Below are 15538 nucleotides of genomic sequence, written 5' to 3'. Positions count from 1 at the left end.
TACCAGGTGTGGGCACTGCCACTACCGGCGGCGGGTGATCACCACCGGCTTGAGGTCCTTCGGGATCGCGGCGAACGCGGACACCGGAACCCCGAACGAGGCGGCGAGAATCTCGCGCGGCAGCGAGTTCAGCGTCCCGACGATGCCGATGTCGTCGTTCGGCTCCCCGGTGCTGGTGTTGAACATGACGAGCACGTCCAGGCCTTCGGTGGTGCTGGAATTCGCGAAATAGTGGAAGAATCCCTGCGGGGCGAAAACGAGTTCCCCGGCTTTCGCACTGAAAACCTCATTGTGGTAGCTGCCGTCCTCGTGCGTGCCGAGAATGCTCCAGTCCGCTTTGCCGGAAATGATGTAGTTCAGCTCCCACGCGGACGGGTGCCAATGCGGTTCGCGCACGCCGCCGGGGTCGAGGTGCACCAGGTACACCGAGCCCTGCTGACCGGCCAGCACCTTGAAGTTCTTCTCGTGGGCTCCGCGCAACGTCCCGCCGTCGTGGACAGCCGGCGCGGATTTGGCGAGCGGGAAAACATACTCCGGATTCGCTGGCGCCGCAGTGCTCGCCCGCGCGGTTCCGGTCGCACCCAACGCGGTCGCCGCGGCAATTCCCGCACCCGCCCCGAGCGCACCACGCCTGCTGATTTCCGACATTCTTTCCGCCTTTCCCAGAAACTGAGGAAGATCTGCTGCCTCAGATTCTTCCGAGAACGCGAGAATCGGAAAGGGCCCCGCGCGGATCACAGCTATCGCGCGCCGCGATGAGCGAACGCGGTACGGGCCGGCGGCGGCTGTGGGACGATCGCGATCCCCGAAACCCCCTGTCCTGGAGGCGATTCGTGACGTTCGCAGTCGGCATCTTCGACCTGTTCAGCTTCGCCGTGCCCGGAGCGGTCCAGTTGTCGCTGCTGGTCTACGTGCTCGACCGGCTGGGCGTGCTGCACGTCGCCGCACTGACTTCCGCGCCGGGCGCGCTGCTGGTCGCCGGCGCTGTGGTGGCGAGTTATCTGCTCGGACATCTCTTCCACCCGCTGGCCCGGCAACTGGACCGGCTGCGGCCCAGGCAGGACGCGGAAGAAGCCCGGAGGGAATTCACCGCCGGGGTTCCGCAAGCACGCGACCGCGCCTACGTCCAGGCCAACCCGGCGCTGCTCGTCGCCGCGGCCGAACTGCACGACAAGGACGCTGCCGGAGAAATCGTCCGGATGCGCGCGCAATCGGTCATGCTGCGCAACGTCTCCTTCGCCTTCGTCCTGGCCACGGTCGTCGCGCTCGTCCAGACCGCGACCGGACCGCACCGGCTGATCGCCGCCGGGGCCACGGTTCTTTCGCTGCTCGGCGCGGCCGGGGCGCTGGGCAGTGGGCGGAAGGTGTGGCAGATGTCGAGGATGAAGACGCTCGAAATCTGCTACTGGATCCCGGACATCGACGAGACCTTCGCCGCCGAAACCCCGGCTGCGGATTAGCGACCCGGGAGGACGGCCCGCACCGGATCTGGGAGAAATGGCGGGCCTCCGCTCCGGAGACCCGCCGTTCAAGCTCTCAGGCGCGGGGGTCTTTCGCTCAGCCGAGTCCAGTTCGCTCCGGTGCGGAGCTTCCTCCGACTGCGACGACCCGCTACCGACTCGTCGCCGACCGGGTCGCAAGCCCGGCCGGATCGCGGTCCACTCGGCCAACTCCGCTCAGGCGCGAAGCTTCCCCCCGACTGCGACGGCCCCTACCGGTTGGTCGCCCACCGGGTCGGCAAGCCCGGCCGGATCGCGGTCCACTCGGCCAACTCTGCTCAGGCGCGAAGCTTCCCCCGACCGCGACGACCCCTACCGGCTCGTCGCCGACCGACTCGGCAAGCCCGGCCGAATCGCGGTCCACTCGGCCGACTCCGCTCAGGCGCGAAGCTTCTTCCGCCTAGCCCAGTCCACACCGCTCAGGCGCAAGGCTCTTCCCCAGCCGTCGCCTTCACGTCGAAGCCCGGCCGTCCCGAAGCCCAGTCCGCCCAAGCTCGAAGCGCAAGACTTCTCCCCAGCGGCCTTCACGTCGAAGCCCGGCCGCCCCGAAGCCCACTCAAGCGCGAAGCATCCTCACCCAACGCGCCTCCCCTCAGGCGCGCGGCTTCTCCCCCGCGGTCTCCTCCACGTCGGAACCCAACCGCCCCGAAGCCCACTCCGTGATCCGCCGCGCCACGTCCTGGGCGGTCAGGCCGATCCGGTCGAGCACCTCGGCTCGGGTTCCGTGGTCGTGGAACGCCTGCGGCACCGCGAGATCGCGCAGCGGAACGTCGCATTCGGCGTCCCGCAGCACCGCCGCCAGCGCCGAGCCGAAACCGCCGTGCCGTCCGCTGTCCTCGACCGTCACCACGAGTTTGTGCTGCTCCGCCAGCGCGACCAGCTCCGCGGGCACCGGGACGACCCAGCGTGGGTCCGCGACCGTCACGCCGATGCCCTGGTCCGCCAAGCGGTCCGCGGCCGACAGTGCCAACTGCGCGAACGGACCCACCGCGACGAGCAGCACGTCTGTCGAGCCGGAGGGGCGGCGAAGGAGGTCGACTGTGCCGACCCGTTCCACTGCGGGCACGTCCGGGCCGACACTGCCCTTCGAGAACCGCAGCGCGGTCGGGCCGTCCTGGACCGCGACCGCTTCGCGCAGTTCCTCGCGCAGGGTTCCCGGGTCGCGCGGCGCGGCCACTCGCATGCCCGGCACCATGCCCAGCAGCGACAGGTCCCACATGCCGTGGTGGCTCGGGCCGTCCGGGCCGGTGATGCCGGCGCGGTCCAGCACGAACGTCACCGGCTGGCGGTGCAGCGCGACGTCCATCAGCACCTGGTCGAACGCCCGGTTCAGGAACGTCGAGTACAGCGCGACGACCGGGTGGCAGCCGCCCATCGCGAGCCCGGCCGCGGACGTCACCGCGTGCTGTTCGGCGATGCCGACGTCGAACCAGCGGTCCGGGAAGCGCTCGGAGAACTTCTCCAGCCCGGTCGAGCGCAGCATCGCGGCGGTGATCGCCACGACGTCCTCGCGCTCCTCGCCGATCTTCGCCAGCTCGTCGCCGAACACGCCGGTCCAGCTGGGGCCCTTCACCGGCGGCAGGCCGGTCTCCGGGTCGATCGGGTCGGTCTGGTGCATCTGGTCGGCCTGGTGGTTCACCGCGGGCGCGTAGCCGTGGCCCTTCTCGGTGACCACGTGCACGATCACCGAGCCGCCGAACGCCCGCGCGCTCTGGAACGCCTTCTCCAGCGCGACCAGGTCGTGCCCGTCCACCGGGCCGAGGTACTTCAGGCCGAGGTCGGAGAACATCACCTGCGGGCTCAGCGCGTCCTTGATGCCCGCCTTGGCCGCGTGCAGCGCGGCGTAGATCGGCTTGCCCACCACCGGGGTGCTGCGCAGCAGCTCGCGCCCGCCGTCCAGCAGCCGCTCGTAGCCCGGCTGCAGCCGCAGCGACGCCAGGTGATCGGCCATCCCGCCGATGGTCGGCGAGTACGACCGGCCGTTGTCGTTGACCACGATCACGACCGGGCGGTCCTTGCGCCCGGCGATGTTGTTGAGGGCCTCCCAGCACATGCCGCCGGTGAGCGCGCCGTCGCCGACCACCGCGATCGCGTGCCTGCGCGGGCCGCCGGACAGCTCGAACGCCTTCGCCATTCCGTCCACATAGGACAGTGCGGTGGACGCGTGGCTGTTCTCGACCAGGTCGTGCTCGCTCTCGCCGCGGCACGGGTACCCGGTGGGCCCGCCCTGCTGGCGCAGCTTGTCGAAGTCGACGTGCCGCCCGGTGACGATCTTGTGCACGTACGCCTGGTGCCCGACGTCCCACACGATCGCGTCGCGCGGCGAGTCGAACACCCGGTGCAGCGCCAGCGTCAGCTCGACGACGCCCAGGTTGGGGCCAAGGTGCCCGCCGCTGCGGCGGACCTTGTCCACGAGGAAGTCCCTGATCTCGGCCGCCAGCTCGCCGAGGTCCTCGACGCTCATGCGCTTCAGATCCGCCGGTCCGTGCACCGAGTCCAGCATGGTCACCGCTCCACCTCGCCCGTTTCTTCCTCCGCCGGTTCCGGCCAGTCTACGGACGGCCGCCACCTCGGTCCGGCCGCCCGCGTCCCGGATCACAGCTTCGGGGAGAACGCAACTCCACGAGCGGGGAAGATCACCTGCCCGGTCAGTCAAGTCGCGGTCACCCCGCGTGGCCGTGATAATCCCGGACGGACCCCCGAGCTCGAGAGGACCCCATGGCGGACTTGTACATCGGCGGCGAATGGGTGGACGCGCGCGCAGGCGGGCGACGCGAGATCCGGTGTCCCGCGGACGGCAGCCTGGTCGCCGAGGTCGCCGAAGCGACCGCGGAAGACACCGAGGCCGCCATCGCCGCGGCGCGCCGGGCATTCGACACCGGCCCGTGGCCCGGCACCCCGGCCGGCGAACGCGGCAACCTGCTGCTGCGCGCGGCCGACCTGCTCGACCGCGACGCGGAGGAATTCGCCCGCGCCGAATCGCTCGACACCGGCAAACGCCTGGTCGAGAGCCGGTACGACATGAGCGACATCGCGGCTTGCCTGCGCTACTTCGGCAAGCTCGCGGGCAACGACGCGGGCCGGGTCGTGGACACCGGCAGCGCGGATTCCTTCAGCCGGATCGTGCACGAACCGGTCGGCGTGTGCGGGCTCATCACCCCGTGGAACTACCCGCTGCTGCAGACGGTGTGGAAGATCGCCCCGGCACTGGCGGCGGGCAACACGTTCGTGCTCAAGCCGAGCGAGCTGACCCCGCACACCTCGATCCTGTTCATGCGGCTGCTCGCCGAGGCCGGGCTGCCCGGCGGCGTCGCGAACCTGGTGCTCGGCGCCGGTCCGGCGGCCGGAGCCCCGCTGTCGGAGCACCCGGACGTCGACCTCGTGTCGTTCACCGGCGGGCTGGCCACCGGACGGGTGATCGCGGCGAACGCGGCGGCGACGGTGAAGAAGGTCGCGCTCGAACTCGGCGGCAAGAACCCGAACGTCGTGTTCGCCGACGCGGACTTCGAGACGGCTGTCGACTACGCGCTCACCGCCGTGTTCCTCCACTCCGGGCAGGTGTGCTCGGCCGGTGCGCGGCTGATCGTCCAGCGGGAATGGCACGACGAGTTCGTCGACGAACTGGTGCGCCGCGCGGAGCGGATCCGCCTCGGCGGGCCGTTCGACGAGAACGCCGAGACCGGGCCGCTCATCTCCGCCGCGCACCGCGAGAAGGTGGAACGCTACGTCGCGACCGCCATCGAGGAGGGCGCGGTCCTGCGCACCGGCGGCAAGCGCCCGGACGACCCGGCGCTGCAGGACGGCTTCTACTACCTGCCGACCATCCTCGACAACGTCCAGCAGGGCAGCACCGCGGTCGTCGAGGAATCCTTCGGCCCGGTGCTGACCGTGGAGACGTTCACCGACGAGGACGACGCCGTCCGCATCGCCAACGACACCCACTACGGACTGGCCGGCGGCGTGTTCACCCAGGACGCCGCCCGCGCCCAGCGCGTGGCGAACCGGCTCCGGCACGGCACGGTGTGGATCAACGACTACCACCCGTACCTGCCGCAGGCCGAATGGGGCGGCTACAAGCAGTCCGGCTTCGGCCGCGAACTCGGCCCGACCGGGCTGGCGGAATACACCGAGGTCAAGCACATCCACCAGAACCTGAAGCCCGGCCCCCAGCACTGGTTCTCCGGCTGATTCCCCTCCCCCACCGAAAGGAACCGTGCCCTTGAGCGACACCGGCGATCGCGAACTCGGCGAATTCGGCTACACCAACCAGCTCAAGAGAACGCTCGGCAGTTTCCACACCTTCGCTGCCGGCATCAGCTACATCTCGGTGTTGACCGGGGTGTTCCAGCTGTCCTACCTCGGCCTCTCCGAGGGCGGCCCGGCCTACTGGTGGTCCTGGCCCGCCGTGTTCGTCGGGCAGCTGATGGTGGCTCTCTGCTTCGCAGAACTGGCCGCGCAGTACCCGGTCGCCGGGTCGGTCTACAACTGGGCGAAGAAACTCAGCAACCCGCACATCGCGTGGATGGCCGGCTGGATGATGCTGCTGGCCTCGATCGTCTCGATCTCCGCGACCGCGCTCGCCTACCAGCGGACGCTGCCGCAGATCACGTCGTTCTTCCAGTTCATCGGCGACGGCACGGGCACCAGCGACGCGGCCAACGGCGTGCTGCTGGCCACCGTGCTGATCGTGTTCACGACGCTGGTCAACGCGTTCGGCGTGAAGCTGATGGCCCGGATCAACAGCGCGGGCGTGTTCGTCGAGCTGCTGTTCGCCGTGCTGCTGGTCGTTTTCCTGGCGTTCCACTTCGTGCGCGGCCCGTCGGTGGTGACCCAGACGAACGGCACCGAGGCCGGGCATTCGTCCGGCTACCTCGGCGCGTTCCTGATCGCCGGCATCGCCTCCTCCTACGTGATGTACGGCTTCGACACCGCCGCCTCGCTCGGCGAGGAATCGCTGAACCCGCACCGCAACGCGCCGAAGGCGATCCTGCGCGCGCTGGTGGCGTCCTTCGTGCTGGGCGGGCTGATCATCCTGTTCGCGCTCATGGCCGTGGGCAACATCAACGCACCGGAACTCGGCACAGTCGGCCTGCAGTACGTGCTGACCGACGCACTCGGCCCGGCGATCGGCCGGGTGTTCCTGTTCGTCGTGTTCATCGCGATCACGGTGTGCGTGCTGGCGGTGCACACCGCGGCGATCCGGATCGCCTTCGCGATGGCGCGGGACAACGCCCTGCCCGGCGGCCGGAAACTGGCGCGGGTCAACAAAACGACCGGCACGCCGGTGCTGCCCGCGATCGTGATCGGCGTGCTCGCGGTCGCGCTGCTGGTGCTGAACATCAACTCCACGCAGATCTTCTCGGCCGTCACCAGCCTCGCGATCATCCTGATCTACCTGTCCTACCTCCTCGTGACCGTGCCGATGCTGATCCGCCGGCTGCGCGGACGCTGGCCGCGCGAGGGCACCCCGGCGGGCCGGTTCTCCCTCGGCCGCTGGGGCCTTCCGGTGAACGTGCTCGCGGTGCTGTGGGGCGGCGCGATGACGATCAACCTGGCCTGGCCCCGCAACGAGATCTACAACGCGTCCCCTCCCTACCACTGGTATCTGCAGTGGATTTCGGTGTTGTTCGTCGGCGTCTTCGCCGCCGGCGGCTTCGCCTATTACTGGTTCGTGCAACGGCACAAGGTCGGGGTGCTGGCGGACCACGCCGCCGCCCCCGCGCCCGACGAGGAGGTTTCCCGGTGAGCGCAAGCGAGTTCGACTACGTGGTGGTCGGCGGCGGCACGGCCGGATCGGTGGTGGCCGCCCGGCTGTCGGAGGATCCGGACGTGACGGTCTGCCTCCTCGAAGCCGGACCGTCCGACACGGACGTGCCGGAGGTGCTGGAGCTGACCCAGTGGATGGGCCTGCTGGAATCCGGCTACGACTGGGACTACCTGGTGGAGCCGCAGGAGGCGGGCAACTCCTACCTGCGCCAGGCCCGCGCCAAGGTGCTCGGCGGCTGCTCGTCGCACAACTCGTGCATCGCGTTCTGGGCCCCGGCCGAGGACCTCGACGAATGGGCCTCGATCGGCCTGCCCGGCTGGTCGGCCGCCGACGTTTTCCCGCTGTACAAGCGACTCGAGACCAACGACGGCCCCGGCGAGCACCACGGCCGCTCCGGACCGGTCACCATCCGGTCGGTCCCGCCGCGCGACCCGGCGGGCGCGGCGCTGCTGTCCGCGTGCGACCAGGCGGGCATCCCGACGACGGAGTTCAACTCCGGCAAGACGGTCACCCACGGCGCGAACTGGTTCCAGATCAACGCCCGCGAGGACGGCACCCGGTCCTCGGCATCGGTGTCCTATCTGCACCCGATCATGGGCAAGCGGCCGAACCTGGAGATCCGCACCGGCGCGCGGGCGAAGCGGCTGCTGTTCGACGGCCGCCGCTGCACCGGCGTCGAGGTGCTGGACCCGGACCTGATCCACCACAGCACGATCACCGCGCGCCGCGAGGTCGTGGTCAGCTCCGGCGCGATCGACACGCCGAAACTGCTGATGCTGTCCGGCATCGGGCCCGCCGAGCACCTGCGCGAGGTCGGCGTCGAGGTGCTCGTGGACTCGCCGGGCATCGGCTCGAACCTCGAGGACCACCCCGAGGGCCTGGTGATGTGGGACGCCCTGCAGCCGATGGTCACCGAATCCACGCAGTGGTGGGAAATCGGCATTTTCACCATGACCGAGGACGGCCTGGACCGGCCGGACCTGATGTTCCACTACGGTTCGGTCCCGTTCGACATGAACACCGTCCGGCACGGCTACCCGACGACGGAGAACGGCTTCTGCCTCACGCCGAACGTGACGCGCAGCCGATCGCGGGGCACCGTGCGGCTGCGCACCCGCGACTTCCGCGACAAGCCCCGGGTGGACCCGCGCTACTTCACCGACGAGTACGACATGCGCGTGATGACCTACGGCGTGAAGCTCGCCCGCGAGATCGCCGCGCAGCCCGCCCTCGACGAATGGGCAGGCGTGGAACTCGCGCCGGGCCGCGACTGCACAACCGACGACGAGATCGCCGATTACCTCCGCAAGACGCACAACACCGTGTACCACCCGGCGTGCACGGCCCGGATGGGCGCGGACGGCGACCCGGAGGCGGTCCTGGACGCCCGCCTGCGCGTCCGCGGCGTCGAGGGCCTCCGGGTGGCCGACGCTTCGGTGATGCCGTTCCTCGTCACCGTGAACCCGTGCATCACGACGATGGCGATCGGCGAGAAGTGCGCGGACATGCTGAAGGAAGACCGGGGTTGATCTTCGAGCGGGTGGTGGTGTCCCAGCGGGCGCAACCACCCGCTCGCCCCGGACGACGGGATCGGCCAGCCCGCCGGATCCGGTTCTCGGACGGCTCGCCGCCAGAGCACGTGCCGCTGCCGGCATTTCGCGCAGAATCATGTCCGCCCCTCGCTTCGTCCTCCGGCCGTTGCCGGAGAGCGCACCTCCTCGATGCACATAAGGTCAGTCGCCAGCGAGAGCGTGAAGGTTCTCGTGTAATCAAACCGTTACTAAAAGTCACTGCCGCTCGCCCGCGGGAACGGCAACGGGGCGTTGCCCAGGGCGCGGATTTCGTTGCGGGACAAGCGATTTAACGACCAGATGAAGTCGAGTGCGCCTGCAGCCTTGCAGAGAGGGGGAACCGCGCGGGATCGCGAAGCAAAGCACTGCGGCAGGCGACGCGCCGGACGTAGACTTCCTTGTGTGGCAGGAAATCGGGCGCTCGCGTGGGCAGGAGCAATCGCCGCGGTGGGAGGCGGCGTCGGGCTTGCCCTGCCGACCGCGCATTATCTTCCGGCGCATCTGCCGCTGGGCGCGACGGAACCCTACCTGGACCTCGGCCTCCGCCTGGCCTGCGCCGGAGCGCTGGCACTCGCGTTCGCGCTGGCGATCCTGGCTCTCCGCAGGCGTCAAGCGAAGCCCCTGGCCTTCACCGCCCTGACCGGCATCGCGGTAACCGGAATCCTCCTGCGCTACCTCGTGATCACGCTCCCCAGCGTGGACTATCTCCCCCCGTCCGCCGCCGTGCGGCCAGCGGCCGGGGCTTGGGTCCTGCTCGCATCGGGACTGGTCTTAGCCGCGACGGGGCTCGCCGCGGCGGCGAAAGTCCAACGGGCGCAATAAAGTCACTGCAGCAGCGCGACACACTCCACGTGGTGCGTCATCGGGAACGCGTCGAACGCCCGCAGATCCGTCAGCGAATACCCGTGCTCGGAGAAGAACTGCACGTCCCGCGCCAGCGCCGCCGGGTCGCAGGCCACGTAGACGATCCGGTCCGGCTCGCCGGCCGCGATCGCGTTGACGACGTCCCGGCCGGCCCCCTTGCGCGGCGGGTCGAGGACCACGACGTCGACCGGCGTCGGAGCGTCCCCGATGAGGTGTTCCACCCGCCCGGAACGCCAGCTGACCTGCGGCAGGTCGGCAAGATTGCGCTCTCCGTCGGTCACCGCGCGCCGGCCGGATTCGATCGCCAGCACCTGTCCGTCCGGACCGACCTGCTCGGCCAGCACCGAAGCGAACAGCCCGACCCCGGCGTACAGATCCCAGGCGACCCCGCCGAGAGGTGCGTCCGCCCAGTCCCGCACGAGCTCCGCCAGCGTGTCCGCGGCGAGCGGGTGGACCTGCCAGAATCCGTGCGCGTCGAACCGCCAGTCCCGCCCGGCCGCGTGCTGGATCGCCATGCCGCCGGACAGCTGCTTGCCCTGCGTACGCCCGCGCACGGTGGCGAGTTCGCGCAGGTGAAGGTGGCCCTCGCCGTCGCTGGTCGTTTCCAGTTCGACGCCTGGCCGCCACCGCTTGCTCAGCGCGGCGTCGAGCGATCCCGGCACCGCGATCGGGCAGTCGTCGATCGGGATGACGCGGTGGCTGTGGTGCGCGCGCAGCCCGGCCTGGCCGTCGCGTCCGGCGACCAAACGCACCCGGCTGCGCCAGCCGAGCGGGCTGTCGTCGAGCGGTTCCACGACCACTTCGCGCGTGATTCCGGCGAGCCGCTGCAGCTGCTCCGCCACCACCGCGGCCTTCAGTTCACGCTGGTAGGCCGGTTCGGCGTGCTGCCAGTCGCAACCTCCGCAGCCGCCCGGCGCGGCGAGCGGGCACGGCGGCGTCACCCGGTGCTCGGACCCGCTGAGCACCTCGATCGCGTCCGCCCGGCAGAACGAACCGCCCTTGTCTTCGGTCACTTCGGCCCGCACGCGTTCACCGGGCAGCGCGTGCCGCACGAACAGCACTCGTCCGTCCACACGCGACACACAATGCCCGCCGTGCGCTACCGGACCTACTTCCAGTTCCAGTACGCGGCCTAGCCAGCTGTCGGTCATTCAGATGATTCCTTTGTTGCAGGGGCTGGCTTCTTGGCATCCGCCGGTCGAGCGGTGCCGGGGGTGAACCCGCGCCGGACGTCACCGGCGGACGGGCGGGCCTTGCGCATCCGCGCCGCCGCCTTCTGCGACGACTCCAGCTGCCACGGCACGCTCGCCACGACCACGCCCGGCTGGAACAGCAGCCGTCCCTTGAGCCGCAACGCACTCTGGTTGTGCAGGACCTGCTCCCACCAGTGTCCCACGACGTACTCGGGAATGAACACGGTGACGACGTCGCGCGGGTTGGCGCCGCGAACGCGCTTCACGTAATCCAGCACCGGCTTCGTGATTTCCCGATACGGCGATTCGACGACCTTCAGCGGCACCTTGAACTTGTGCGCTTCCCATTCGTGGGTCAGCGCCCGCGTGTCGGCGTCGTCCACGTTGACCGTGACCGCCTCGAGCACGTCCGGGCGCATCGCCTTGGCGTAGGCCAGCGCGCGCAGCGTCGGCCGGTGCAGTTTGGACACCAGCACGATCGCGTGGTTGCGCGAAGGCAGCACGGTCGGCGCGTCGCCCATGTCCTTGAGCTCTTCCGACACCCGGTCGTAGTGCTTCCGGATCGCCGTCATCAGGGCGAAAATCGCCACCATCGCGGCGATCGCGATCCACGCGCCGAGCAGGAACTTGGTGATCAGCACGATCACCAGCACGATGCCGGTCATGGTCAGGCCGACCGCGTTCACCGTCTGCGAGCGGCGCATCCGCCGCCGCGCCGCCGGGTCGGTCTCCTTGGCCAGCAACCGGTTCCAGTGCCGGATCATGCCCGCCTGGCTCACCGTGAACGACACGAACACGCCCACGATGTACAGCTGGATCAGCCGGGTGACCTCCGCGTCGAACGCGATGATCAGCACCAGCGCGAAGATCGCGAGGAACAGGATGCCGTTGGAGAACGCCAGCCGGTCGCCGCGGGTGTGCAGCTGCCGCGGCAGGTAGCGGTCCTGGGCGAGGATCGAGCCGAGCACCGGGAAGCCGTTGAACGCGGTGTTCGCGGCCAGCAGCAGGATGATGCCGGTGGAGAACGAGATGTAGTAGAACGCGGGCGGGAAGTTCTCGAACACCGCGTGCGCGATCTGCGCGACGATCGTCTTCTGCTCGTAGCCCGCGGGCGCGCCGGCCAGCTGCCGTGCCGGGTCCTCGGCGAAGTTCACCTTCGTGACGACCGCGAGCGTGATGATCCCGACGAGCATCGTCACCGCGAGCACGCCCATCAGCAGCAGCGTGGTGGCCGCGTTCTTCGACTTCGGCTTGCGGAACGCGGGCACGCCGTTGCTGATCGCCTCGACCCCGGTCAGCGCTGCCGCGCCGGAGGAGAACGACCGCAGGATCAGGAACACGAACGCGACGCCCGCCCAGCTGCCTTCCTCGTGCAGCGTGAAGCCCGCGCTCTCGGCGCGCATCTCGGTGCCGGTGAAGGTCTGGAACAGCCCCCAGACGACCATGATCAGGATGCCGGCGATGAAGCCGTAAGTGGGAATGGCGAACGCTTTGCCCGATTCGCGCACGCCGCGGAGGTTGAGCGCGGTCAGCACGGCGACGATCGCCACCGCGGTGATGACCTTGTGGTTCGCCACCCACGGGATCGCCGAGCCGATGTTGGCGACACCGGACGAAGTGGACACCGCGACGGTCAGCACGTAGTCGACCAGCAGGGCGCTCGCCACTGTCAGGCCGAACTTCCCGCCGAGGTTGGTGGTCGCGACCTCGTAGTCGCCGCCGCCGCTCGGATACGCGTGCACGTTCTGCCGGTACGACGCCACGACGACGAGCATGACCAGCGCGACCGCGATGCCGATCCACGGCGCGAAGGCGTACGCCGACAGACCGGCGACGCTCAGCGTCAGGAAGATCTCCTCCGGCGCGTAGGCCACGCTGGACAGCGCGTCGGAGGCGAAAATGGGCAGCGCGATGCGCTTGGGCAACAGGGTGTGGGAGAGACGGTCGCTGCGGAACGGACGCCCTAGGACCAGCCGCTTCAGCACTGTCGGGAACTTCGACACCACGAGAGCGTAACCGGGTGGCCGCAAGGTAGGTTCGGCGCTGGTGTCCGAGGGTACCTCCGGACGTTATCCCCACCCCCTTCGAGGAGGCTAAGCGTGCACGTGGTGATCATGGGATGCGGCCGCGTCGGCGCGTCCCTGGCCGCGGCGCTGGAGCGGCTCGGCCACGACGTGGCCGTCATCGACAAGAACCAGCAGGCGTTCCGCAGGCTGGGCAGCGACTTCCACGGCCAGCAGGTCGTCGGGGCGGGTTTCGACCGCCGGGTGCTCGTCGAGGCCGGGATCGAGCGAGCGGGCGCCTTCGCGGCCGTGTCGAGCGGCGACAATTCCAACATCATCTCCGCACGGGTCGCGCGCGAGAACTTCGGCATCGAGCACGTGGTCGCGCGGATCTACGATCACAAGCGCGCCGCGGTGTACGAACGGCTGGGCATCCCGACCGTCGCGACCGTGCCGTGGACGACCGACCGGTTCCTGCGCACCCTGCTGCCCGACGGCGTCGCCTCCGCGTGGCGCGACCCGTCCGGCAACGTCGCGCTGCTGCAGCTGCCGCTGCACGAGGGCTGGGTCGGCCGCAGCGTGCGCGAGCTGCAGGAGACCACCGGCGCGCGGGTGGCGTTCATGATGCGCTTCGGCACCCCGGTGCTGCCGGACGCGAAAACCGTCGTGCAGGCCGACGACGACGTGTGGGTGGCGGCGCGGTCGGGCACCGTCGGAGACGTGTCGAGCCTGGCCGCTCGCGCCCCCGAGGAGGAGAACTGATGCGGGTCGCGATCGCGGGCGCGGGAGCCGTCGGGCAGTCCATCGCCGCCGAGCTGATCGACGGACGCCACCAGGTGATGCTGATCGAGCGCGACGCCGACCAGTTCGAGCCGGAATCCGTTCCGCAGGCCGACTGGGTGCTGGGCGACGCGTGCGAGGTGTCGATCCTCGAGGAGTCCGGCATCGAACGCTGCGACGTCGTGATCGCGGCGAGCGGCGACGACAAGGCGAACCTCGTGGTGTCGCTGCTGGCGAAGACGGAGTTCGCGGTGCGCCGCGTGGTGGCGCGGGTGAACAACCCGGCCAACGAATGGCTGTTCACCGACGCCTGGGGCGTCGACGTGGCCGTGTCGACCCCGCGGATGCTCGCGGCGATGGTCGAGGAGGCGGTGAGCGTCGGCGATCTGGTGCGGCTCATGACGTTCCGGCAGGGGCAGGCGAACCTGGTGGAACTCACCCTGCCGGAGGAGACGCCGCTGGCGGGCAAGCCGGTGAGCGAACTGGCGCTGCCGCGCGACGCGGCGCTGGTGACCATCCTGCGCGGCGACCGGGTGATCGTGCCGCAGCCGGAGGACCCGCTGGAGGCGGGCGACGAGCTGCTGTTCGTCGCGACCTCGGACGTCGAACCGGAGATCCGCTCGGCGCTGGGCTACTGAGACATCCGAAAAAGGGGGCGGGCCCGCGCTGGGCCCGCCCCCTTTTCGCGGGTCGGATCAGGTCTCGGGGGTCGGCGTCTGCGCGTACTTCTCCCGCAGCCGCGCCTCCACCTGCGCGTCGGTTTCCGGCTCCGGCTCTTCCTCGGCGAGCGCCTTCAGCCGCTTGTCCGAGCGGCGCACCGCCCAGACGACCACCAGCAGCCCGATCGCGTACAGCGGGTAGCCCATCGCGATCTTGGCGAACGCGAGCCAGCCGGTCTGGTTGCCGTCGTACAGCCAGCGCTGCACCACGAACCGGGCGGCGAAGATGACGGCCATCGCGAGCGTCGCGACGTCGTAGCCGTAGCGCGAGGGCTTGTCCTTGCGCCAGGCGGTGCCGTTGCCGTTGAGCGCGTTCCAGACGACGCCCGCCAGCGGCCAGCGCACCGCCACCGAGATCACGAACACGGCGCAGTACGCGAGGCTCGCCCAGATGCCGAAGAGGAAGAATCCCTTCGCGGACCCGGTGCGGAACGCGATGAACGCCGCGATCGCGACGCCGAAGAACCCCGAGATGGCCGGCTGCAGCGGCTCCTTGCGCACGACGCGCAGGACGGTGATCGCCACCGCGCTGCCGATCGAGCCCCAGATCGCCACGGTGAGCCCGAAGAGCGCGTTCAGGAGGACGAACACGATGACCGGCACCGAGGAATAGAACAGGCCGGAAACCCCGCCCATCTGCTCTATCAGCGTCGGCTGCCGCTCTTCGTCGTCCCCGTTCCCGGGAACGTCCTTCTTGTCGCGGGGAGCAGCGGGTTCAGTCACGAGCGTTGATCACCCTACCGGGCTCTGGAGTTCGTAATACGGGTTGTAGAGCACCTTCTGCCCGTCCCGTTCGGCCATCCGGCCGCGGACCTTGACGGTGCGGCCGGGCTCGATGCCGGGAATCCGGCGCCTGCCCAGCCAGATTAGCGTCACGCCCTGCGTGCCGTCGAACAGCTCCGCCTGCAGCGAGGCTGGCCCGTCGGTCGGCGACAGCTCGACGCTGCGCAGCCTGCCGAGCACCGTCACCTCTTCGCCGGACCGGCAGTCACAGGCGCGCTGCGCGCCTTCGGCACCCGACCTCTCGGACATCTCGTCGGCGTCGAGGTCCTCGACGTCGCTGGTCAGCTTGCGAACCAACCGGCTGAAGTAGCCGCCGTCCTTGGCGGACATGGTGTGCTCCTGTGCTCCGGGGCCCCCGA

13 protein-coding genes are annotated in these 15538 nt (G+C 69.7%); 7 read left to right on the top strand and 6 right to left on the bottom strand.

What is annotated here, in order from left to right:
- Window positions 1–21: 21 nt before the first annotated feature.
- Window positions 22–648: a cupin domain-containing protein gene (locus ACZ7OI_RS30455; RefSeq protein WP_470267552.1), complete on the bottom strand. Its 627-nt coding sequence runs from the start codon at window positions 646–648 to the stop codon at window positions 22–24.
- 185 nt (window positions 649–833) lie between these two features.
- On the opposite strand from ACZ7OI_RS30455, the gene ACZ7OI_RS30450 reads away from it, so the two are divergent.
- Window positions 834–1460, top strand: coding sequence for a hypothetical protein (locus ACZ7OI_RS30450; RefSeq protein ID WP_470267551.1), 627 nt, complete (start codon window positions 834–836; stop codon window positions 1458–1460).
- A gap of 631 nt (window positions 1461–2091) precedes the next feature.
- Here ACZ7OI_RS30450 and dxs read toward each other — a convergent pair.
- Window positions 2092–4008: a 1-deoxy-D-xylulose-5-phosphate synthase gene (gene dxs / locus ACZ7OI_RS30445; protein WP_470267550.1), complete on the bottom strand. Its 1917-nt coding sequence runs from the start codon at window positions 4006–4008 to the stop codon at window positions 2092–2094.
- 209 nt (window positions 4009–4217) lie between these two features.
- Between dxs and ACZ7OI_RS30440 the strand changes: the two genes are divergently transcribed.
- The 4 genes from ACZ7OI_RS30440 to ACZ7OI_RS30425 all read left to right on the top strand — a co-directional run bounded on the left by ACZ7OI_RS30440 (window position 4218) and on the right by ACZ7OI_RS30425 (window position 9659).
- Window positions 4218–5687: an aldehyde dehydrogenase family protein gene (locus tag ACZ7OI_RS30440; RefSeq protein WP_344267536.1), complete on the top strand. Its 1470-nt coding sequence runs from the start codon at window positions 4218–4220 to the stop codon at window positions 5685–5687.
- Window positions 5688–5718: 31 nt separating this feature from the next.
- On the top strand, window positions 5719–7245 hold the full coding sequence (locus ACZ7OI_RS30435; protein ID WP_470267549.1) for an APC family permease: 1527 nt from the start codon (window positions 5719–5721) through the stop codon (window positions 7243–7245).
- Window positions 7242–8795 carry a GMC family oxidoreductase gene (locus ACZ7OI_RS30430; protein WP_470267548.1) on the top strand — a complete coding sequence of 518 codons (1554 nt, stop codon included), beginning with the start codon at window positions 7242–7244 and terminating at the stop codon, window positions 8793–8795. The genes ACZ7OI_RS30435 and ACZ7OI_RS30430 overlap by 4 nt, the downstream gene beginning before the upstream one ends.
- A gap of 444 nt (window positions 8796–9239) precedes the next feature.
- Window positions 9240–9659 (top strand): hypothetical protein, encoded by a 420-nt coding sequence (locus ACZ7OI_RS30425; RefSeq protein WP_470267547.1) that lies wholly within the window; start codon window positions 9240–9242, stop codon window positions 9657–9659.
- 2 nt (window positions 9660–9661) lie between these two features.
- Here the strand turns inward: ACZ7OI_RS30425 and ACZ7OI_RS30420 are convergent, their stop codons facing one another.
- Entirely contained in the window at window positions 9662–10852 is a 1191-nt protein-coding gene (locus ACZ7OI_RS30420; RefSeq protein ID WP_470267546.1) for a class I SAM-dependent RNA methyltransferase, read from the bottom strand.
- On the bottom strand, window positions 10849–12897 hold the full coding sequence (locus ACZ7OI_RS30415; RefSeq protein ID WP_470267545.1) for an APC family permease: 2049 nt from the start codon (window positions 12895–12897) through the stop codon (window positions 10849–10851). Before ACZ7OI_RS30415 ends, ACZ7OI_RS30420 begins: the two co-directional genes overlap by 4 nt.
- A 96-nt stretch (window positions 12898–12993) precedes the next feature.
- Here ACZ7OI_RS30415 and ACZ7OI_RS30410 point away from each other — a divergent pair, with 96 nt between their 5' ends.
- On the top strand, window positions 12994–13659 hold the full coding sequence (locus ACZ7OI_RS30410) for a potassium channel family protein (RefSeq protein ID WP_470267544.1): 666 nt from the start codon (window positions 12994–12996) through the stop codon (window positions 13657–13659).
- A complete protein-coding gene (locus ACZ7OI_RS30405) occupies window positions 13659–14315 on the top strand; it encodes a potassium channel family protein (protein WP_406629384.1) in 657 nt (218 codons plus the stop codon). The genes ACZ7OI_RS30410 and ACZ7OI_RS30405 overlap by 1 nt, the downstream gene beginning before the upstream one ends.
- A 57-nt stretch (window positions 14316–14372) precedes the next feature.
- Here ACZ7OI_RS30405 and ACZ7OI_RS30400 read toward each other — a convergent pair whose 3' ends face one another.
- Window positions 14373–15119, bottom strand: coding sequence for a DUF3159 domain-containing protein (locus ACZ7OI_RS30400; protein ID WP_470267543.1), 747 nt, complete (start codon window positions 15117–15119; stop codon window positions 14373–14375).
- Between the two features lie 9 nt (window positions 15120–15128).
- Window positions 15129–15509: an OB-fold nucleic acid binding domain-containing protein gene (locus ACZ7OI_RS30395; RefSeq protein WP_009075573.1), complete on the bottom strand. Its 381-nt coding sequence runs from the start codon at window positions 15507–15509 to the stop codon at window positions 15129–15131.
- Between the last annotated feature and the right edge of the window lie 29 nt (window positions 15510–15538).

It is taken from the genome of Amycolatopsis sp. NPDC114503, from assembly GCF_055633655.1.
This window is presented reverse-complemented; position numbering and strand designations above follow the sequence as displayed.